Raw genomic sequence first — 21083 nt, forward strand, 5'->3', positions numbered from 1 at the left:
CCGGGGAAGCACTCACATTATGCAGTTGCGGTCGCAGCCGCTAGCTTTTGCTTTTTAATCCGCTTCACCAGGATTGTCGAACAGATAAAGCCCATTAAGCTGAACGCAATCATCACGCTAAAGACATAGTTGTAGCCCGTGATGCCGCTATTGGTGTCCAGCAAATAGCCGTATAACGTGTACGCAAACATGGCTGGCATATAACCGATGATGCAACCAAACGCCATTGCCGAACCGGCATACTCACGTGGCGTACCAATCTCATCCATTGGCGCGAAGAAAATCGCACGCTGTGAGAAGATAATCGCCCCGAATCCTAATGTTGCGGCCATACCGATATACACGTTCATTGTTTGATGCGGCAACTGCATGAAAACAAGCATCGCAACGGCAGAGATCAGAAAGGTCCATTTCAGGTACACCGTCGGCGATTTAGCAACCTTATCCGCCAGCAGCCCACCAATCGGCCCTCCTACCATTTTTAACGCATACTGGTTGATGATGCCGTACGCGCCGACCAGTGCTACCGGCAACATGTAGATGTCTTTTAAGAAGGGGATAAAGTAAGTCAGCCCACAATATGCGGCGTAAACGAAGAAAATCCCTAAAGAAGCCAACCAGACGTTAGGGCAGGACAAAACATGTTTAATACCCTTTAACACTTCCATATTGGCACTGGTATTCTCGCCGCCTTTCACTTTGTCGTCATCGACAATAAAGTACGTCACAATACCTGCCGCAAGCGTAATGACCGTATAAAACAACAGACCCGCCTGCATTCCCGCTTTGCCTTCACCAAACTGAACAAAAACAAACAGGGCGCCAGAAGCGACGATGACATCCACCACGCCGCGTCCGGCTTCTAAAAAGCCAAACATGCGACCTTGTTCTTCTTTCGTACCCAGCAGACGTACGGCTTTCAGCAATACCGGCCAATACACCACATCGGCAAAGAACGCCATTGCGGCAAAGCAAATGAGATAACCGGTAAATGACGGTAGCGTTGCCAGATATAAACCGCAAAGCCCTACGCCGATCAGACCAAAGGGTAATAATATTTTCTTAGAATAACGGTCTGCAATATAGAGCGAAAGAAACAGTCCGGTTGTCTGAACAATCGTATAAACCGTAAAGCTTAAGCCAATCTGCGTATTGGTTAAACCCCAGTCATTTTGCATTGGCACATAGAAAACATCTTTCATACTTGAAAGTTTGAATATTGTGCCGCCGCCTAAAATCAAAAAACAAAGCCTTGCCCATTTATTCATGAACATGAGTAAACCCTCATTGCTTGTTGAGAGAAATATCCAGATTAAATTATATAATTAATAAAATTGTAGAGTTATTTTCATAACCCTTTTCGCATTTAGTAAAATTTTAAAAAGTTATTGATTACCTATAAATTTATTACACAAGTCACGAATATATTTTATTTGAGCCAGAGCATGTTCTTTTTCCTGCGCCAGTCGCGCATCAATCATGTCAGCATCAGGTAGCGGCGTATAACTTGCATCGCGCCATGGGATCCAGGGATTATCACCTTCATCATCGAAACGAAATGCCGGTGCATAATATTCAACCTCTTCTTCCAGACCAAAAGCATGTACTTGCGGTTTATCTTCACCTAAGAGTAATAATGCTTTGAGCATCTCTTCCATGGGTAAGTCGCCGTATCCAGAACGACAAGCCTCATGCCCCCAGCCTTTACCTTCTTTAATAATTTTAGCGTCTTTGATATGTACCTGAGTGATCAGAGGAGACATAACCTCTAACGCAGAAAGCGGCTGCTCATTGGCATTAATCATGTTGCCAAAATCAAACAGAATAGAGAGATTCTTCATTCCACTATTCTTAACCAGCGTCACCAGCTCATGGCCTTGCAGATCTTCATGCTGTTCGATGGTAAAGCTTAGGCCGCAATCATCATACTGAGACAACCACGCAATATCATTGGCGATCTTCGCCATAACATCGTTGAGATGCCCTTCATAGCGCGGGTAGAAACGAACTGACGTTGCGCCAGTTGCCACGGCAATACGGATCGCATCCGTCAACGTCGCCTTGTCCGATGCGCTCGTTTCGATATGCACATCCAAATTATATTTTTTGGCCTTTTCTTTAAAATCGTGTAACTGTCGATCGTTTAGTTTCTGCAGTGACTGGGATTCACCATCCTCAACATGTATTTTTACACCTTTTAATTTTTGCTGATATGCAATATCCAGAAGATCGCCAGGAAGGACTCTCTCATAGCGCATATTCAGATGAAAGGCATAAGCATGTAGGTACAGCGGTATATTTCTCGCGCGTTCAGCGAGAAGTTCCTGGTTATATTTTCCCATAGTTTTCTCATTCATCACGAATAACAAGTTCCACTGATTCAAGTCGCCAGTATTCAAAATCAACCTGAACCACTTTTTTATCTCGGGTTGCCCGATGTTTTTCTACTAAAATTCCATAAGTATTTGGCGCAACACCCAGTTCTTTACAGGCCACTTCCGGCATGTTGACCGGTTTAAAAATCATTTCTTTGATATTTAATACATGACCAAACGCATCTTCCCAAACGCTGGCAAAAGACTGATTGCCAAGTTTGTTTATGAATCCTGGCGCAACATCGGCATCAATATAGGATTCATGATAAAACACTTTATGCGAATCAAGACCACACCAGCCGGTAACTAAATAGCGATCGCCGGAGGAGAGAAAAACATCCTCAACATGGTGCGGAACCGTCTCAATCGTTTCCTTGGTCAAATAATCCCAAAAAGGTTTACGCCCCTGGGCACAGGCCTCGGCATTGAAGCTGGAAAGTGATTTCGGGTTATAAATGAATCGCTTCGATGAAATAAACCACCCGCTACGGTTCTTGCGGAAAATACGTGCATCAATCTCCAGCTCGATCAGAACCTGACGTAAGGTCATGCGCTTTGCATCCAGCAGCTCACATAGCTCTCTCTCCGAAGGCAATTTGGAGCCCGCTGGCAAATTATTCTCGTTTAACCAGCTTTCAAAGCGCTCTCTGAGCACATCAACATTGTTTTTCTTTTTCATCTCACTCAATCTGGTTTAAACCAATTTGAAGCTAAGATATTTGAGTGCACGAAATACTCAAGTTTTTTTTCAACGCATCGTTTCTTTTTGTGGGCCAGGTATCAAGAATGGCCTGGACACATGGCGCGACAGGCAGGTTTTAGTACGTGAGGAGATGAACCATGAGGACGATAAATCAGGTGTCGCCACCTGATTTAATGGCAAGCTAAAGGTGAGCGTTATTTCCCCCACAAACGGCGGGAATTATCTTCGATCTTGCCGCTTAAACGGCGCTTTTGCATCGTTCTGGTCCAGCTCTTCGATAACCCGGCAGCCGACAGTAAACGGTGATACTGCGAGTCATCAAACGGCATATGCCAGGCAATGGCAATCGCCTCGCGCACGCTGACGTCGCTGACGCGTGACGCCAGGATCAACGGCGCGTCCGTCGAAACCTGACCGGGAGCGATGACGCTGCATAGCCAGCCCGTCTTGCCCGCACTCTGCATCTGGCTGGCCATATCACTAATACCAAAATGGAAATTCAGCTTAAAGCACGGCGAGCGCGGCTGTGTGACCTGAATCAGCGCGTCTCCCCACTGGAAAATGTCGCCAATATACACATTCTCTTCCGTCAGCCCCTCAGTGGAGAGGTTTTCGCCAAAAGCGGGCGCGACAAATAACTCCGCCTGCTCCGGAAACTCTTGTCTCCAGTGCTGATAGTGTTCACGCGGATAGTGGCACAGCGCGCGATCCGGCCCGCCGTGAATTTTCGTTTCCGCCTGTTCATCCCCCGTCAGGCCCAGTTCGGTCAGCATCAGCTCACCATCGACCTGAACTTTAGCAATCGCGCTGGGACGGCTTCCCGTGTAGTCCCGAATCTTGCCTGTAAAAACATCGACCGGATATCGCATCTGTTCCCTCTCCCGATAAATTTCCCCCATTACACCATATTTATTTTATCCCAGTCGCTCAAAATGAGAGCACGGTTCACATGAAGCTTAGGGACACATGCTATCAATGTAAGCTGGTTTTGAAACATCATTTCAAATAAGGAGTCGACTACGTGACTGGTCAATCGCAATTTGCTGGCGTCTGGTGCCCTTCCATTACGCCAATGGATAATGACGGCAAGATCGATCTCAACGGTCTGAGCCAGCATCTCAAACGTTTAACCGAGGCCAAAATCGACGTGATTTTGCTGATGGGCAGCATCGGGGAGTTTGCTTCTTTTACGCTCGAAGAACGACTGCTGCTGATCCGTGAAGCCCGGGCTATGAGCTCGCTGAAGATGGTCGCCAACGTCTCATCCACCTGCCAGAATGATGTTCTGTTGATGGCGCAGGAAGCGTATCGCGCAGGTTATGATGCCGTGATGATCCTGCCGCCTTACTACTACGGACAAACGGCGAAACAGCTGCTGAGCTACTTCCGCCAGTTGGGACAGAAACTCAGCGGTAAATGGTTTGCCTATAATTTCCCGGCGCGTACCGGCTGTGATTTAACGCCGGAGCTGGTTGCCACTCTCGCTGCCGAGTTCCCAAATTTCGCCGGCATCAAAGATACCGTCGACTGTCAGTCACATACCCGCAGTATGATTCAGACAACGCGCGCCGTGCGGGAAGATTTTGCCGTACTGTCCGGTTATGACGAATACTACATTCCTAACCTGCTGGCAGGCGGGGCGGGGATTATTTCAGGGTTGAACAACGTTATGCCGGAACTGTTTGTCAGCGCGCGGGAGGCGTTTAAGCAGGGCGACCTGGCGACGCTTCGCGATATTCAGGACCAGATTGGCACCTATATGTCCATCTACGCCATTGGCGAAGATTTTGTCACCACCATCAAAACCGTGGTATCGCGTAAGTTTGGCTACTGCACCGGCGTGTCACGTAATGCTGGCGGAGAGTTGAATGAGGGGGAATGTCGGACTATTGATGAGGTGTTCGTCGTCAAAGGTTAACTGACTAAGCCGGATGGCGCAAACCATCCGGCAAAAGAGGCTTACTTCACGGTACCACGAAGATCAATTTCCGCCGCCTTGGCTTTGACCTTTTTCGACCAGATGGACGTGATAATCGGTACCAGAATGGAGGTCACAATCACCGAGGTCGCCACCAGAGAGGTTGCCGCTGGCGCCATCGGTTTAAATGCCGGAACCATTTCAGCAATCAGTACCGGCGTGGCAACCGCCGCACCCGCTGAGCTGGAAGCGGCAATCCCCGCCGTTCCATCGCCGCCGCCAATCAGTTTATCGGCGATAATCAATGGGATCCCGGTGATGATAATCACCGCCACGCCCAGCAGAATCCCCAGCACGCCGGTCTGAGCAATCACGCTCAAATCAATGGTGTTACCCAGCGCGAAGGCGAAGAACGGGATCAGCGTCTGCACCGCTTTGCTGAAGAACTCCCGCAGTTCAGGGTCCAGATTACCCAGCGCAAAGCCAATCAGGAATGGTAATACAGCCCCTACAAACACGTGCGGTTCAAACGAAGCAATCCCGGCGGTTCCCAGAATCACCATGGTCATCAGCGGGCCTGATTCCAGAGACATCAGGACAAATGCCCCGGCCTCTTCTTTGGTGCCATACTGCTGCATAATCGAGGCGTACAGCCCACCGTTGGTCATATCCATGGCGGCCACCAGCGCCAACGTGGACAACCCGGCGAAGAACCCGACTTCCACACCGTGTTCCGGCAGGATGCGTGAGGCAATTGCCGCCACCACCCACGCCACCAAAATTTTGGTGATGACCAGCGTGCCGGATTTACGCAGCACGGTGCCGGTTGCACTTAGCTTAATCGACGCGCCCATACAAAAAAACCAGACCGCCAGAATAGGCACCGTACCGGTGATCATACCGTTGGTAAATGAGCCGAAATATTTCCCGGCGCCGGGTGAAAAGGTGTGACATAACGCGCCGAGGAAAAGCGGCACCAGCATCATCCCGCCAGGGATTCTCTCTATCGTTCGTTTGATCTGCATTTCCATCACCTGTAGACATAAAAATGGGGCAATTTTTATGGGCGATTGCATCTTGCTTTTGAGATGCGCCCGTCTTGATGAACAGAAGATAGACATTCAGAGGAATTATAAAAGTGATCCCACCCGCACAATAAAACATTGTTTCAATTTAAATGGATCATCGTCCCCATTTTGATTTTGATCACAAAAAAGCCCCCACAAGCAGTGCTTGCAGGGGCATTATTTAAGCGTAGAACTTATTTTTTAGCGGCGAAACGCGCTGCTGCTTCGTCCCAGTTCACCACGTTCCAGAACTCTTTAATGTAGTCCGGACGACGGTTCTGGAATTTCAGGTAGTAAGCGTGTTCCCAAACGTCCAGACCGACGATAGGGAAGCCAGAAGCGCCAGAAATTGCTTCACCCATCAGCGGGGAATCCTGGTTAGCGGTGGAAACAACAGCCAGTTTGTCACCTTGCAGAACCAGCCACGCCCAGCCGGAGCCGAAACGGGTGGCCGCTGCTTTTTCAAATTCAGCTTTGAAGTTGTCAACAGAGCCGAAGTCACGTTCGATAGCCGCTTTCAGGTCGCCCTGCAGCGTAGTGCCGGTTTTCAGGCCTTTCCAGAACAGGCTGTGGTTAGCGTGGCCGCCGGCGTTGTTACGCAGTACGGTTTTCTTGTCCGCTGGCAGTTGATCCAGTTTGGTGATCAGCTCTTCAGCCGACAGGCTGGCGAATTCAGGCAGACTTTCCAGCGCAGCGTTTGCGTTGTTTACGTAAGTCTGGTGGTGTTTGGTATGGTGAATTTCCATCGTCTGCTTATCGAAGTGCGGTTCAAGGGCATCATAAGCGTACGGCAGGGATGGCAGTGTATAACTCATAATCATCTCCAGTGTTGTCGGGCGGCCAGTGTTAACGCCGCGTAAGCAGTTGGGTCATTATAGTTAATTAAATGATATTGAAAATGATTATCAATGCCGTACTTTTTACAAGGTTTTAATCGATCAGTTTATTGTAAAAGATGTGAACCGAATCACCCACTTAACGTGATGATTGCCAACATGCGCAAAATGGCGGCAAGCGTTAAAAGGTTAATACCCTGCGTAATTTTTAAACTCGTCAGGTCGGAGGGGTCATTACCGACGATAAAAAATAACGAGGATTAAGTCATGAGTAACGCGATTACGATGGGTATCTTTTGGCATTTGATAGGCGCAGCCAGTGCAGCTTGTTTCTATGCCCCGTTCAAGCAGGTCAAACATTGGTCATGGGAAACGATGTGGTCGGTAGGCGGGATCGTCTCCTGGCTTATCCTTCCGTGGACTATCAGCGCTATGTTACTTCCCAATTTCTGGGCCTACTTCAGCTCCTTCAGCCTTTCCACACTGGCCCCGGTATTTCTTTTCGGGGCGATGTGGGGGATTGGCAACATTAACTATGGCCTGACCATGCGCTATCTCGGTATGTCGATGGGTATCGGCATTGCGATAGGTATTACGCTGATTGTCGGCACGCTGATGACCCCGATTATCAACGGCAACTTTGATGTGCTGATCAACACCTCCGGCGGACGCATGACGCTGCTTGGCGTGTTGGTCGCACTGATTGGCGTGGGCATTGTTACCCGTGCGGGTCAATTAAAAGAACGCAAAATGGGCATCAAAGCCGAAGAGTTCAACCTGAAAAAAGGGTTGGTTCTGGCGGTCATGTGCGGCATTTTCTCCGCGGGGATGTCATTTGCGATGAACGCCGCGAAACCGATGCACGATGCCGCCGCCGCATTGGGTGTGGACCCGCTGTATGTCGCTCTGCCCAGCTATGTGGTTATCATGGGCGGTGGTGCGCTGGTTAACCTGGGTTTTTGCTTTATTCGTCTGGCAAAAGTGAAAAACTTGTCGATAAAAGCCGACTTCTCGCTGGCAAAACCGCTGATCATCAGCAACGTGCTACTCTCCGCGCTCGGTGGCTTGATGTGGTATCTGCAATTTTTCTTCTACGCCTGGGGTCACGCGCGTATTCCGGCACAGTATGACTATGTAAGCTGGATGCTGCACATGAGTTTCTATGTCCTGTGCGGCGGGATTGTTGGTCTGGTATTGAAAGAGTGGAAAAACGCGGGTCGACGTCCGGTCAGCGTACTGAGTCTTGGCTGCGTGGTAATTATTGTCGCGGCAAACATTGTTGGTCTGGGAATGGCCAGCTAAGCATGCTGGGTACTGAGATGACGCCACTGGCTCGGCGTCATCTATCGTTAGTTTGATACACACAAATTTTTATTTGCCAGATTAATTTTTTAATAGGTAGTACGGTGATTCCATTCATCGGTATAGATGATATTACCATCGCAATGCTTCCAGGTGATTTTCTCGTAGCGAAGCAGTACCGTTTCAAGATGTGTACCTGTTGATGAGCCGGGATACAAATCAGGCGTGATGGACGTAAGCTTTACGTTGTGAAGAATGATGTTGAAATATTCCTTTTCAATCCCTGCTTCATTAATTGAGTACATTTTGATCGTCGCTGATTTGAGCGTAGCTCCGGTACTTAATGCTCTGTACAAAAAAGGTGTAACCTGGTCGAATTCTTTTTGAAACATGATGGGTGCATGAATTCGCGTACCCGTTAGGCGCCCTGTATTACTATCAACCGGGATATTGATATTGTGAGTCAGTGACTTTATTTCAATAGCTCCGACACGTCCGACAACCAGAGATGAGCCTGACATAGGAGAACCATTTTCATCTGTTAGCCACAAATAAGCTGGGTTAGACATTTAAACTCCTTTTATTTAAACTTGGTGAACCGTGAAGTCAATCGGGGAAACAACCACATCAGAATAATAAGTGTAATTAATGTTAGCAATAAACAATATTTAGGGAACAGATGAAGCCATAATAAACCAAAGCCTATTACCAGAACTGGAAACACTACACCTTCTAATAAAAGTGTTATCAAACTCTTAAACACTAAAATCCCCCTGTAAAAAATCAGCTAAGTCATCAAGATTTGAGAAGAGTTGAGACTTTGCTCTGCTAATCATTTTGGAAATTGCTGGTTCGACAAAATAATAAAGCATTTCAAGTTTTGCCTGATATAAAATCCAATAATAATCTGAATCCACTGCTTTTAGATGACGGGCAGCAAGCGCACACTTTTGTTGAACGCCGAAAAACTGAAGCACGAATACTGCTTGTGGTAGCTTTGCAGATAGACGTTCAACAATGATTTTAGACATGAAACCAGACTGAGACAACGCAAGAGAAGCCGCGGAAGCAAAAGCGTACCTGGTCCCTCCTGCAATATTCATATGAGAGGCTATTGCTGACATTTTTCTGATTAACTGACGCGCCGAACCTTCTGGATTACCTTCATCAACATCATCACTTATCATTTTGAAGTACAAATAGAGCATATATGCAATTACATCACGATATCTATATATAGACTCTATGGAATAGAGTGTTCTTATTTCTTCAGTCTTTAACTCCTGACAAACATCATTGTATTGCGGTATAAAGCATGATGAATATCAACTAGCTCGCTCCATACCCGAATATATATCTGAAGCAACTCCCCGGGCTGACTGCAAAACTCCACCAACCGCATTCTGAGTGGTTAGCGCCAGCCGCCTGTCATTTTGAAATTTCATTCTTAAATAGTCAGAAGCCTGCATTGTTTAACGCCCAATAATTTCTGGTAAATTATTTCAACATACGCTCATCATTCTCTCCTGATAATGGTCGTTATTCCTATTTTAGGCTTTATTTACAGAAGTGAGCCATCGCGAAATTTTCAATTTTTGGAGGGATCGCTGTCAGATTTTATCATCTTGATATCCGACGTAATCATGGTTACTCACTCAGCCAGATGACGCCACTGGCTCGGCGTCATCCCGGTTTCCCGCGTAAACACCACCGAAAAGTAGTTACTGTCCTCAAAGCCACAGCGCATGGAAATCTCACTAATCATTAACCGGCTGTGCTTGAGCAGATACTGAGCATGGCAAACCCGCACCTGGCGGAGATACTGGTTGATGGTCATCCCGGTCTGGCTGCGAAACTGCTGGCGCAAAACGCGTTCGCTGCACTGTTCGCGCTCGCAAAATTTATCCAGTTCGAAAGCATGCTCATGACTCCCGGCTAATGCGGTAATGAGTTTATCCAACAGCGTTTCACTCGACGTTGCCGGGAGCGTATCTGTCGCATAACGATGGCGTTTAAGGAGGGTCACCAGTTGCCCGAACAGCAGTTCCGCCATGTTAAAAGCCTGCGCATCGCGTTGATTGCTTTCATGCTCAAGCTGGCTTATCACCTGCCTGGCCTGAGTCATGCCAACGCTGCCGAGTCGCCAGTGCGGCTGCCGTGGCGTACCGTTAAATCCGGGGATCGCCCCTTCCCAGTCAACATTCAGCGTTAACCGCTCCGGGCAGTAGATGATATTTTGCAAAACAAGGTCATTTACGGAAGTGTAGGAATGTTTGTCTTCAGCGCGAATGTAAAACAGATCGCCACGGGTTATCCGGTACGGACGATCGTTAAGAACATGCAGACCATTGCCGCGCCAGACCAGGACCAGCTCGCAAAATTCATGGGTATGTTCCGCAAAGACATCCTGCGGATAACGGTCAGCCACGGCGACAGCCTGCTGCTCATGCGCGAAAAAGTCTGATGTCAGAAGGATTAGCTGATTCGCCATCACAATATTCCCTGCCATCCGGCGTTAAGGAACATGATTATCTGAGATTCGGCGGTAAAAAACGTTGATAGCTTTCGCGTTACTGCAGGCTGCTTCCCGCAATGAGATCGCGCCCCTGACGAATATCGCGTGGCGACCAATTAAACTCCCGGCGAAAAAGCGTCGAAAAGTGATTACTGTCGCCGAAACCGCAGAGATACGCGATATCCGTCACGCTGTCCTCACTATGACGAAGCAGATGTCTCGCTTTAATAAGCCTCAGGCGGTTAAGGTAGCGCTGGGGCGTCAATCCCGTTTGTTGTTTAAGCTGGCGATGCAGTGTGCGCAAAGAGAGCGAAAACTTTTCGGCCAACGCCTCCCAGCACACCTCATCAGCAAAGTTATCTTCCAGCCACGCCATCAGAAGGTTAAGCCGCGCGTCGTTATCGGTTGCCGCTGCCATCAGGCTGCTTTTACGCAACACGACCAGTAGCTGCATAAACAGAATTTCACGATTTGCCGCCGTCGGCGTATCCATTCCTTCACCGAGCGCTTCCATTTGCCCCACCAACTGTCGGACCTGCTGTAATACCCCCTGGTTTACCCGCCAATGGGATGGATACTGCCCATTCTGTTCCTGAGGTAAAAGCTGATTCAGCCCGGCTAAAAATTGAAACGCATCCGGAGAGCGATACAGGACATTGGTCAGACACAAATTGTCAGTATGTTCATATAAATGCCGGTCATGATCGCGGACGAAACACACCGTACCACCGCTGATGGCATACGGTTGCCCGTTGAACACGTGGATCCCCGTACCATGCTCGACCACCACAATTTCATGAAAATCATGATGATGTTCAGGAAACGCGGGTTGAGGAAGCCGCGGTTCAATAGCCACTGGCGCTTTACCTGTCGGAAAAAAGTCTACGCAATGCAGTACAGTCATGACGGCTCCCCCTGTTTAGCGAATATGGCTGAATAGTAATTAAGGGTTACTACCCTCACCTTAAATTTTTGACGCCAAAGTGCGTAAACACGGTCAATTCTTCAAGATACGGCGGGAAAGATCGGGAATTGCGGAAGGCGTCACATCTGCCCGAATCCGCCCCATGCGTAGAAACTGTGAACATCATCACGTTCACCTTTGCCATGTTGCCAGCCGCTAATTGTGCCTGTCACTGTTAAGAAGGTACGTCTTATCGGGGGTTCTTAGACTGAGTGCAATAAAACTCAGAAGGACCTCGCTATGACTTTTCGCCATTGTGTCGCTGTCGATCTCGGCGCATCCAGCGGGCGCGTAATGCTGGCGCGTTACGACAGAGAACACCGCACCCTGACGCTGCGTGAAATCCACCGCTTCGTTAACTGCCTACAAAAAACGGACGGTTTTGACACCTGGGACATCGACAGCCTGGAAAACGACATTCGTCTGGGTCTGAAGAAAGTCTGCGATGAAGGCATTCGGATAGACAGCATCGGCATTGATACCTGGGGTGTGGATTACGTGCTGGTCGATAACGCCGGTCAGCGCGTCGGTCTGCCGATCTCTTACCGTGATAATCGCACGACAGGCATTATGTCGCAGGCGATGGTGCAACCGGGTAAAAACGAGATTTACCGGCGTAGCGGTATTCAATTTCTCCCCTTTAACACCCTGTATCAGTTGCGCGCGCTGGTTGAACAGCAACCAGAATTGCTCCCGCAGGTGGCGCATGCCCTGCTGATCCCCGACTACTTCAGTTTTCGCCTGACCGGTGAAATGAACTGGGAATACACCAATGCCACCACCACCCAGTTAGTCAATATCAATACCGACGACTGGGACGACACGCTGCTGGCGTGGACCGGGGCAGACAAAGCCTGGTTTGGTCGCCCGACGCATCCGGGGAACGTCATTGGCCACTGGATTTGCCCGCAGAAAAATCAAATTCCGGTCGTGGCGGTTGCCAGTCACGACACGGCCAGCGCGGTCATTGCTTCGCCGCTCGCCGATAAAAACAGCGCGTATCTCTCTTCCGGCACCTGGTCGCTGATGGGGTTTGAGAGCAGAACGCCGTATACCAACGATGCGGCGTTGATGGCGAATATTACCAACGAAGGCGGCGCGGAAGGGCGCTACCGGGTACTGAAAAATATTATGGGGCTGTGGCTGCTCCAGCGCGTATTAAAAGAGCGTCAGATCGACGACCTGCCAACGCTTATCGCCGAAACGCAAGCGCTGCCGGCTTGCCAGTTCCTGATAAACCCGAACGACGATCGCTTTATCAACCCCGACGATATGAGTGCGGAAATTCAGGCGGCCTGTCGTGAATCGGGCCAACCTGTTCCTCTGCAAAACGCCGAACTGGCGCGCTGTATCTTCGACAGCCTGGCGCTGCTGTATGCCGACATTCTGCAAGAGCTGGCGGACCTGCGTGGTGCAGCGTTTAGCCAATTACACATTGTTGGTGGCGGTTGCCAGAACGCGTTACTGAATCAGCTGTGCGCGGATGCCTGCGGTATTCGCGTTATGTCCGGGCCGATTGAGGCCTCCACGCTCGGCAACATCGGCATCCAGTTGATGACGCTGGACGAGCTTAACAACGTCGATGATTTCCGTCAGGTAGTGCGTGCCAACTACGACCTGACCACCTTCATTCCCAATCCGGAAAGTGAAATTGCCCACTACCAGGCGCAGTTTCAATCACTACGACAGACAAAGGAGCTTTGCGCATGACCACTCAACTTGAACAAGCCTGGGAACTGGCAAAACTGCGTTTCGCCGCGGTAGGTATTGATGTCGAGGCGGCCTTACGCCAGCTCGATCGTCTGCCGGTCTCCATGCACTGCTGGCAGGGCGATGACGTCGCCGGTTTCGAAAACCCGGAAGGCTCGCTCACTGGCGGAATTCAGGCTACCGGCAATTATCCTGGCAAAGCGCGCAACGCGACCGAACTGCGTGCCGATCTGGAGCAGGCGCTGAGCCTGATACCGGGTCCAAAACGCCTGAATCTGCATGCGATCTATCTGGAATCCGATACGCCGGTTGCCCGCGACCAAATCAAACCGGAACACTTCAAAAACTGGGTTGAGTGGGCGAAAGCAAACCAGTTAGGGCTGGATTTCAACCCGTCCTGCTTTTCTCACCCGCTGAGCGCCGACGGCTTCACGCTGGCCCATGCCGATAACCACATTCGCCAGTTCTGGATTGACCACTGCAAAGCCAGCCGTCGCGTCTCGGCGTATTTTGGCGAACAGTTGGGTACGCCGTCGATAATGAACATCTGGATCCCGGACGGTATGAAAGATATCACCGTTGACCGTTTAGCGCCGCGCCAGCGCCTGCTGGAAGCACTGGACGAAGTGATCAGCGAGAAACTCGACCCGGCGCACCATATTGACGCCGTTGAGAGCAAGCTGTTTGGCATCGGCGCCGAAAGCTACACCGTCGGCTCCAACGAGTTCTATATGGGCTACGCCACCAGCCGCCAGACCGCGCTGTGCCTGGATGCGGGACACTTCCATCCGACTGAAGTGATTTCCGACAAAATCTCTGCCGCCATGCTGTATGTACCGCGCCTGCTGCTGCACGTCAGTCGTCCGGTGCGCTGGGACAGCGATCACGTGGTGCTGCTGGATGATGAAACTCAGGCGATTGCCAGCGAAATCGTCCGCCACAACCTGTTTGATCGCGTACACATCGGTCTCGACTTCTTCGACGCTTCCATTAACCGCATCGCGGCATGGGTTATCGGCACCCGCAATATGAAAAAAGCCCTGCTGCGCGCGCTGTTAGAACCAACCGAGCAACTGCGTCAGCTCGAAACCAGCGGCGACTACACCGCACGTCTGGCCCTGCTGGAAGAACAAAAATCACTGCCGTGGCAGGCCGTCTGGGAAATGTATTGCCAGCGCCACGACACGCCAGCGGGCAGCCAGTGGCTGGATAGCGTTCGCGCCTATGAAAAAGAGATCCTGAGCAAACGTAGCTAATAGCGACACCTGATCTGTAGGCCGGATAAGACGCCCCGCGTCGCCATCCGGCAATAAATAAAACACGATTGCCGGATGGCGCTGCGCTTATCCGGCCTACGTAAGACCCGATAACCTTCGGGCAATAAATGGGAGCACCGAACATGCAGAACATTACTCATTCCTGGTTTGTCCAGGGAATGATCAAAGCCACATCCGATGCGTGGCTGAAAGGCTGGGATGAACGTAACGGCGGCAACCTGACGCTGCGCCTGGATGAAGCAGACATCGCGCCATTTAGCGGCGATTTCCACGACAAACCGCGCTATATTGCGCTGAGTCAACCCATGCCATTGCTGGCGAATACGCCATTTATCGTCACCGGCTCGGGTAAATTTTTCCGTAACGTTCAGCTCGATCCGGCGGCAAATTTAGGCGTAGTGAAAGTGGACAGCGACGGTGCGGGCTATCACATCCTTTGGGGCCTGACCCACGAAGCGGTGCCAACCTCCGAATTGCCAGCCCACTTCCTCTCTCACTGCGAACGCATTAAAGCGACGAACGGCAAAGATCGCGTGATCATGCACTGCCACGCCACCAACCTGATCGCCCTGACCTATGTGCTGGAAAACAACACCGCGCTGATCACCCGCAAACTGTGGGAAGGCAGCACCGAGTGCCTGGTGGTGTTCCCGGATGGCGTCGGCATTTTGCCGTGGATGGTGCCGGGTACGGATGAAATCGGCCAGGCGACCGCGCAGGAAATGCAGAAGCATTCGCTTGTTCTGTGGCCGTTCCATGGCGTGTTCGGCAGCGGCCCCTCCCTCGATGAAGCATTCGGTTTGATCGATACCGCTGAGAAATCCGCTGAGGTTTTAGTCAAAATCTATTCGATGGGCGGTATGAAGCAGACCATCACGCGTGAAGAACTGGTCGCACTCGGCAAACGTTTTGGCGTGACTCCGCTGGCAAGCGCACTAGCATTATAAGGAGAATAGTAATGAGCTTTATGTTGGCACTACCCAAAATTAGCCTGCATGGCGCTGGAGCGATTGCCGATATGGTGAACCTCGTGGCGAATAAGCAATGGGGCAAAGCGCTGATTGTTACCGATGGTCAATTGGTGAAACTGGGCCTGCTGGATAGCCTGTTTAGCGCGCTGGATGAACATCAAATGTCTTACCACCTGTTTGATGAGGTGTTCCCAAACCCGACAGAAGAGCTGGTGCAGAAAGGTTTTGCGACGTATCAGAGCGCAGAATGTGACTACATTATCGCCTTCGGCGGCGGCAGTCCGATCGATACCGCTAAAGCGGTGAAAATCCTGACCGCCAACCCAGGTCCTTCTACCGCATACTCCGGCGTGGGCAAAGTGAAAAACGCCGGTGTTCCGTTGGTCGCCATCAATACCACCGCTGGTACAGCTGCAGAAATGACCAGCAATGCGGTGATTATCGACTCTGCTCGCAAGGTTAAAGAGGTGATCATCGACCCGAACATCATCCCGGATATCGCCGTGGATGATGCCAGCGTGATGCTGGAAATCCCGGCTTCCGTCACCGCCGCAACCGGCATGGACGCCCTGACCCACGCGGTGGAAGCCTATGTTTCCGTCGGTGCACACCCACTCACCGACGCCAACGCGCTGGAAGCGATTCGCTTAATCAATCTGTGGCTACCGAAAGCAGTTGACGATGGTCATAACCTCGAAGCCCGTGAGCAAATGGCATTTGGTCAGTATCTGGCGGGTATGGCATTTAACAGCGCCGGTCTTGGTCTGGTGCATGCGCTGGCGCACCAGCCGGGCGCAACCCACAACCTGCCGCACGGCGTCTGCAACGCCATCCTGCTGCCGATAATCGAAAATTTTAACCGACCGAACGCCGAGGCTCGCTTTGCCCGCGTGGCGCAGGCGATGGGCGTCGATACCCGCGGCATGAGCGATAAAGCGGCAAGCATGGAAGCCATCAACGCCATTCGCGCCCTGAGCAAGCGGGTAGGTATTCCAGCCGGTTTCAGCCAGCTTGGCGTGACCAAAGAGGATATTGAAGGCTGGTTAGATAAAGCGTTGGCCGATCCATGCGCGCCGTGTAACCCGCGCATCGCCAGCCGCGATGAAGTCCGCGAGTTGTATCTGGAGGCGTTATGATCCGCAAAGCGTTTGTGATGCAGGTAAACGCCGACGCGCACGTTGAGTACCAACGTCGGCACAATCCCATCTGGCCAGAACTGGAATCAGTACTGAAAGAACACGGCGCGCATCACTACGCGATTTATCTTGATCAGGAGCGTAATCTGCTGTTCGCCACCGTTGAGATAGAGTCCGAGGAGCGCTGGAATGCCGTTGCCAACACCGACGTTTGCCAGCGTTGGTGGAAACATATGCGCGACGTTATGCCAGCCAACCCAGACAACAGCCCGGTCAGCACAGAGCTAAAAGAAGTGTTTTATCTGCAATAATCTTGTAGGCCGGATAAGGCGCTAACGCGCCGCATCCGGCACAACGCAACATAGCAGTTAGTTCTGCTCAGAAACCAGAATAGCCTGAGTATCCGGCTCCAGCGCTTTAAAGATATGCGCCCGATCGGCGGGGTAACAAATGTAGTCGCCCTCACCTAACTCTTCCGGCGCTTCCGTCAATCCCACCATCGCCTTACCTTGCGTCACGATAATATGTTCAACCGATCCCGGTGGATGCGGCTGTGAAATACGATCCGCGCCCGGCTGCGTCAGCAGCAAATAGATATCCCGCCGCGCGCCCGGTGGGCAGGCGGCCAGTAAAATAGCCTGGTAGTGGGCCTGTTCCGCCACCACTTTTGTCCCTTCGCCGCGGCGAATCACCTGCGTTTTTTGCTCCTGCGGCTCCAGCAGGCGCGCAAAAGGGATATCCAACGCAACACACAGCGACCACAGCGTTTCCAGGCTAGGGTTGCCATTTCCTGCTTCCAACTGTGAGAGCGTCGATTTTGCAATCCCCGCGCGGCGGGCAATCTCTGCCAGTGACAAACCGGTGCGCTGACGTTCACGCACCAGGCTTTTCGCGATCATACTGATGGGCTGGGTCATTCATGACTCCATGTTTTTTATATCGAACAAATCGTTCGACTTGTAAAGCTAAATGGTTGCGTTCATTATAATGGAAATTCGTTCGATATGGCTAAAATGGTATGAAACATTATTTTTCCTGTCTCAAAGGCGACACGCTGAAAGCAATATTTCTCGTCTGTCTGGCCGTCGGCGTTGTCGGCATGTCATATGGCTCGCTGGCGATGGCTTACGGTTTCCCGCTGTGGGTACCGTTTGTGCTTTCTATTACGGTACTGGCCGGCGCGTCCGAGTTTATGTTTATCGGCATCGTCGCCAGCGGCGGTAACCCCCTGGCGGCTGCGGCTGCCGGTTTACTGGTGAACGCCCGGCACGTGCCGTTTGGCGTCACGGTGCGTGACCTGGTGGGCTCCCGGGCCGCCAGTTTCCTCGGCTGCCATATCATGAACGACGAAAGCGTAGTGTTCGGCCTGTCGCAAAAAACGCCGGAACAGCGTAAAGCCGCCTACTGGCTATGCGGCCTGGGCGTCGCCATTTTCTGGCCAATTGGCACGCTGATTGGCGCAGGTGTCGGCAAACTGCTCCCGGCCCCGGAAACCATCGGTCTGGATGCCGTTTTCCCGGCTATTTTGCTGGCGTTAGTGGTTCCAGCCTTTAAAAATCGGACCACGCTGATCCGCGCCTGTAGCGGTGCCGCGCTGTCGCTCGCATCTATACCTTTCGCGCCGGTGGGCCTGCCGGTACTGCTCTCACTGTTTGGTTTACTGACGAGGAAAAAATAATGGGCAACATGACGCTGTTTATCGTTGGTATCGCCATATTATCTCTGGGAACGTATTTAATGCGTTTAGGCGGAGCAAAACTGGGGAGTCGTTTAGCGTTCTCGGAACGCTCGCAGGCCCTGCTTTCTGATGCCGCAACGGTATTGCTGTTTTCCGTCGCGCTGGCAACCACCTTTTATGAAGGTGAACACTTTGCTGGAATGGCGCGTGTTCTTGGGGTTGGCTTCGCGGTCTTTCTCGCCTGGCGCAAAATGCCGCTGATCGTGGTGATCGTTGCCGCCGCTGTGGTGACCGCGCTGTTGAGGATGGCGGGCATAAACTAAAAAAGCGCCTCAAAGGCGCTCTTTCTACAGTACTGAGGTATCTTATTTCAGCAGTTCAGCGGTCATGTGCACGCGGTTACCGGTGTAAGCCTGGGTGATTTTATAATCGCTGGCGCCTGCACGTTCAGCCTGAGCGGCAATGCTTGCTTCAGCACTTTCCAGCGTAGAACCCGTTGCGGTAACAGTCTGAGCAGCGAATGAACCGAAAGAAGTAGCCAGAGCGATAACTGCGACAAAAGTTTTGATGCTTTTCATGATATAAACCCTTTAACTTAGTTGTTTGAGTAAGGCACCGTGCCTTGATGTGATAAATAATAGCCATCTCATCACACAACTAAAAGCGGAAGGATTTGCCTGTCTTATTCAAATTATTTGAGTGATAAAATGTCAATTGAACGCAAGCAAACATTGTTGCCAGGCCATCGAAAAAAGCGACAACCTGCGGGTGCCTGGTTGCATCGCCAGGGTGAGCCTCAAAACAAGATATACTTTTTACATCAAGGCGTTGCTCGCGCGGTTTACCACTCTCCACATGGCTCAGAACGGGTTAAAGAGTTCTACTTTGCCGGGGAGTACTGCTTTCTGTACCTGAACTGGCTGACCAAAACGCCTGCTGATTACAGTCTGCAAATGATTACCGCAGGAGAAACCAGTGAAATTTCTTTGGCTTTGCTGGATGCGCCGGAAAATCAGGATATTAAGACCCAGCTACTGATTCAGCAATTGATCTACAAAGAGAAAAAAGAGCAAATGCTGCTGCTCAATACCCCAGAGCAGCGCTACCGGTATGTACAAACACACTTCCCGGACTGGGAGTCGCAGCTCACTCAGCGCGATCTCGCCAACTATATCGGTATTAATCCCGTTAGCCTGTCTCGTATTCGCCAGCGTCTTAACAAAAGCTAACGCCTTATGTGAATGCGTCGAGTATTGTCCCGCCACTCTGCAACGGTTGGCGCACATTATGAACGCATTTCTTCTCTCTCAGATTCTGGCCGGTATCAGCTTCTTGCTGGATATTTCCGCTTTTCATTTTCAACGCCGGGCCATCACCTTATCTCTGCTCACCACCTCCACTTCCCTGCTCGCTATCCATTTCTCCCTTTTGGATCAAGATGCTGCGGCTGGGTTAATGGTCATCGCCGCATGCCGCTACGCGACGGCCATCGTCACGTTTCACCGCTGGGCTATGTGGGGATTTATGCTGGGGTCGCTGCTGTGTAGCGTTTATCTTTGGCAAAACCTGTCGAGCATTTTGCCGCTGATGGGAAGCCTGCTGATGACCTTTGCGTCGTTTCAAAAACGCAGTGGGAAACTACGCGGATACACATTGTGCGGCAGTCTGTGTTGGCTACTGAACAATGTGATTGTCGGCTCGCCCGTTGCCGTAATAATGGAACTGGCATTTTCAGGCAGTATCCTGGCCGCCTGGTGGCGTCACTTCGCGATCAGACGCTCCGGATGCGTATAGATCGTCGCCCTGCCTGGTTTGCAAAAACCCACCAGCGTCAGGTTACAGCGTTCGGCAACTTCCACCGCGAGCGTTGTCGCCGCAGAAACGGCAAACAAAATCTCCACGCCGCACATTGCCGACTTCTGCACCATCTCGTAGCTGGCGCGGCTGGAAACTAATACCGCGCCCTGTTGCCAGGTTTCCCCTTCGAGCGCCCGACGCCCCAGCAGTTTATCCAGCGCGACATGACGCCCAACGTCTTCATGTCCACCTGCCAGATGACCTGAAAGCTGTACCCATGCCGCCGCGTGCGTGCAGCCGGTCAGTTGCCCCACGGGCTGGTAATCATGGAGATGCCTTAAGGCGTTATCGAGGAGCGTCAGATCAAATGTCTGGGTAAATGCCAGAGGCTGGACCGGTTTGCCGATGTCATTGAGCTGCTCCACGCCGCAAACGCCACAACCGGTGCGACCAGCCAGTGCGCGACGACGCTCCTTCAACCCCATAAAACGGCGGCTGGATAGCTCAATCTGAACTTCTAATCCGTTGCAGGAAGGAACCACGTCCATCCCGTAAATATCTTGCGGGGACTCAATAATGCCTTCAGAAAGTGAAAAACCCATCGCGAAATGCTCAAGATCTTTCGGTGACGCCATCATCACCACATGTGAAATTCCGTTATAGACCAGCGCAACAGGCACTTCTTCAGCGACTTCATCAGGCTGAGGATGTTGCAAATCCTCGCGCTTCCAGAGCGTCAATTGGCGCGATCCTGTCGGAGATGTCACATTCTTAATGTTTTCTTGAATAATCTTATTCACTTTCTTTTAACCATATTGGAACACGCATACCAAC

24 protein-coding genes are annotated in these 21083 nt (G+C 51.1%); 11 read left to right on the forward strand and 13 right to left on the reverse strand.

The window, feature by feature from the left end:
* Positions 1–17 precede the first annotated feature (17 nt).
* The 4 genes from OOJ59_RS20760 to yiiM all read right to left on the reverse strand — a co-directional run bounded on the left by OOJ59_RS20760 (position 18) and on the right by yiiM (position 3947).
* The gene (locus tag OOJ59_RS20760; protein WP_087856673.1) at positions 18–1268 is read right to left on the reverse strand and encodes an MFS transporter; all 1251 of its coding nucleotides are present in this window, start codon (positions 1266–1268) and stop codon (positions 18–20) included.
* A 117-nt stretch (positions 1269–1385) separates the two neighbouring features.
* Positions 1386–2342, reverse strand: coding sequence for a sugar phosphate isomerase/epimerase family protein (locus OOJ59_RS20765; protein WP_060683767.1), 957 nt, complete (start codon positions 2340–2342; stop codon positions 1386–1388).
* Positions 2343–2349: 7 nt separating this feature from the next.
* The gene (locus OOJ59_RS20770; protein WP_060683053.1) at positions 2350–3054 is read right to left on the reverse strand and encodes a GntR family transcriptional regulator; all 705 of its coding nucleotides are present in this window, start codon (positions 3052–3054) and stop codon (positions 2350–2352) included.
* Positions 3055–3272: 218 nt separating this feature from the next.
* Complete coding sequence (gene yiiM / locus OOJ59_RS20775) at positions 3273–3947, reverse strand: 6-hydroxyaminopurine reductase (RefSeq protein WP_085049719.1); 675 nt, start codon at positions 3945–3947, stop codon at positions 3273–3275.
* Positions 3948–4099: 152 nt separating this feature from the next.
* Between yiiM and OOJ59_RS20780 the strand changes: the two genes are divergently transcribed.
* On the forward strand, positions 4100–4996 hold the full coding sequence (locus OOJ59_RS20780) for a dihydrodipicolinate synthase family protein (protein ID WP_042313435.1): 897 nt from the start codon (positions 4100–4102) through the stop codon (positions 4994–4996).
* A 41-nt stretch (positions 4997–5037) separates the two neighbouring features.
* Here OOJ59_RS20780 and kdgT read toward each other — a convergent pair whose 3' ends face one another.
* A complete protein-coding gene (gene kdgT / locus OOJ59_RS20785; protein WP_160955939.1) occupies positions 5038–6021 on the reverse strand; it encodes a 2-keto-3-deoxygluconate transporter in 984 nt (327 codons plus the stop codon).
* Positions 6022–6257: 236 nt separating this feature from the next.
* Positions 6258–6878 carry a superoxide dismutase [Mn] gene (sodA, locus tag OOJ59_RS20790; RefSeq protein ID WP_038635943.1) on the reverse strand — a complete coding sequence of 207 codons (621 nt, stop codon included), beginning with the start codon at positions 6876–6878 and terminating at the stop codon, positions 6258–6260.
* A 288-nt stretch (positions 6879–7166) separates the two neighbouring features.
* Here sodA and rhaT point away from each other — a divergent pair, with 288 nt between their 5' ends.
* Complete coding sequence (rhaT, locus tag OOJ59_RS20795) at positions 7167–8201, forward strand: L-rhamnose/proton symporter RhaT (protein WP_042313441.1); 1035 nt, start codon at positions 7167–7169, stop codon at positions 8199–8201.
* 89 nt (positions 8202–8290) lie between these two features.
* On the opposite strand, the gene OOJ59_RS20800 is transcribed toward rhaT, so the two are convergent.
* The 4 genes from OOJ59_RS20800 to rhaS form a co-directional block, all read right to left on the reverse strand.
* Positions 8291–8770 (reverse strand): Hcp family type VI secretion system effector, encoded by a 480-nt coding sequence (locus OOJ59_RS20800; RefSeq protein ID WP_160955940.1) that lies wholly within the window; start codon positions 8768–8770, stop codon positions 8291–8293.
* A gap of 186 nt (positions 8771–8956) precedes the next feature.
* Entirely contained in the window at positions 8957–9409 is a 453-nt protein-coding gene (locus OOJ59_RS20805; protein WP_226809240.1) for a hypothetical protein, read from the reverse strand.
* Between the two features lie 443 nt (positions 9410–9852).
* Complete coding sequence (rhaR, locus tag OOJ59_RS20810) at positions 9853–10692, reverse strand: HTH-type transcriptional activator RhaR (protein ID WP_110496321.1); 840 nt, start codon at positions 10690–10692, stop codon at positions 9853–9855.
* 79 nt (positions 10693–10771) lie between these two features.
* A complete protein-coding gene (gene rhaS, locus OOJ59_RS20815; protein ID WP_038635932.1) occupies positions 10772–11620 on the reverse strand; it encodes an HTH-type transcriptional activator RhaS in 849 nt (282 codons plus the stop codon).
* Positions 11621–11920: 300 nt separating this feature from the next.
* Between rhaS and rhaB the strand changes: the two genes are divergently transcribed.
* The 5 genes from rhaB (at position 11921) to rhaM (ending at position 17085) form a co-directional block, all read left to right on the forward strand.
* The gene (gene rhaB, locus OOJ59_RS20820) at positions 11921–13390 is read left to right on the forward strand and encodes a rhamnulokinase (RefSeq protein WP_160955941.1); all 1470 of its coding nucleotides are present in this window, start codon (positions 11921–11923) and stop codon (positions 13388–13390) included.
* Positions 13387–14646 carry an L-rhamnose isomerase gene (rhaA, locus tag OOJ59_RS20825; protein WP_137347091.1) on the forward strand — a complete coding sequence of 420 codons (1260 nt, stop codon included), beginning with the start codon at positions 13387–13389 and terminating at the stop codon, positions 14644–14646. Before rhaB ends, rhaA begins: the two co-directional genes overlap by 4 nt.
* A 143-nt stretch (positions 14647–14789) precedes the next feature.
* Entirely contained in the window at positions 14790–15614 is an 825-nt protein-coding gene (gene rhaD, locus OOJ59_RS20830) for a rhamnulose-1-phosphate aldolase (RefSeq protein ID WP_137347092.1), read from the forward strand.
* A gap of 11 nt (positions 15615–15625) precedes the next feature.
* Positions 15626–16774, forward strand: coding sequence for a lactaldehyde reductase (fucO, locus tag OOJ59_RS20835; protein WP_038635920.1), 1149 nt, complete (start codon positions 15626–15628; stop codon positions 16772–16774).
* Positions 16771–17085, forward strand: coding sequence for an L-rhamnose mutarotase (rhaM, locus tag OOJ59_RS20840; protein ID WP_087856650.1), 315 nt, complete (start codon positions 16771–16773; stop codon positions 17083–17085). Before fucO ends, rhaM begins: the two co-directional genes overlap by 4 nt.
* A 57-nt stretch (positions 17086–17142) precedes the next feature.
* On the opposite strand, the gene OOJ59_RS20845 is transcribed toward rhaM, so the two are convergent.
* Positions 17143–17691, reverse strand: a complete 549-nt coding sequence (locus tag OOJ59_RS20845; RefSeq protein WP_003825255.1) for a helix-turn-helix domain-containing protein — start codon at positions 17689–17691, stop codon at positions 17143–17145.
* Between the two features lie 101 nt (positions 17692–17792).
* On the opposite strand from OOJ59_RS20845, the gene OOJ59_RS20850 reads away from it, so the two are divergent.
* Together OOJ59_RS20850 and OOJ59_RS20855 are read left to right on the forward strand one after the other, a co-directional pair.
* On the forward strand, positions 17793–18452 hold the full coding sequence (locus OOJ59_RS20850) for an AzlC family ABC transporter permease (protein WP_038635911.1): 660 nt from the start codon (positions 17793–17795) through the stop codon (positions 18450–18452).
* Entirely contained in the window at positions 18452–18775 is a 324-nt protein-coding gene (locus OOJ59_RS20855; protein ID WP_038635909.1) for an AzlD domain-containing protein, read from the forward strand. The genes OOJ59_RS20850 and OOJ59_RS20855 overlap by 1 nt, the downstream gene beginning before the upstream one ends.
* Before the next feature lie 42 nt (positions 18776–18817).
* Here the strand turns inward: OOJ59_RS20855 and OOJ59_RS20860 are convergent, their stop codons facing one another.
* Positions 18818–19030: a DUF1471 domain-containing protein gene (locus tag OOJ59_RS20860; RefSeq protein ID WP_038635907.1), complete on the reverse strand. Its 213-nt coding sequence runs from the start codon at positions 19028–19030 to the stop codon at positions 18818–18820.
* A gap of 129 nt (positions 19031–19159) precedes the next feature.
* Between OOJ59_RS20860 and OOJ59_RS20865 the strand changes: the two genes are divergently transcribed.
* Entirely contained in the window at positions 19160–19681 is a 522-nt protein-coding gene (locus OOJ59_RS20865) for a Crp/Fnr family transcriptional regulator (RefSeq protein WP_160955942.1), read from the forward strand.
* Between the two features lie 58 nt (positions 19682–19739).
* Positions 19740–20246: a YgjV family protein gene (locus OOJ59_RS20870; RefSeq protein ID WP_085049713.1), complete on the forward strand. Its 507-nt coding sequence runs from the start codon at positions 19740–19742 to the stop codon at positions 20244–20246.
* On the opposite strand, the gene fdhD is transcribed toward OOJ59_RS20870, so the two are convergent.
* Positions 20213–21049, reverse strand: a complete 837-nt coding sequence (gene fdhD / locus OOJ59_RS20875; RefSeq protein ID WP_110496328.1) for a formate dehydrogenase accessory sulfurtransferase FdhD — start codon at positions 21047–21049, stop codon at positions 20213–20215. The genes OOJ59_RS20870 and fdhD overlap by 34 nt on opposite strands.
* Positions 21050–21083 lie beyond the last annotated feature (34 nt).

It is taken from the genome of Citrobacter sp. W9, from assembly GCF_026719375.1.
Taxonomy (GTDB): domain Bacteria; phylum Pseudomonadota; class Gammaproteobacteria; order Enterobacterales; family Enterobacteriaceae; genus Citrobacter; species Citrobacter werkmanii.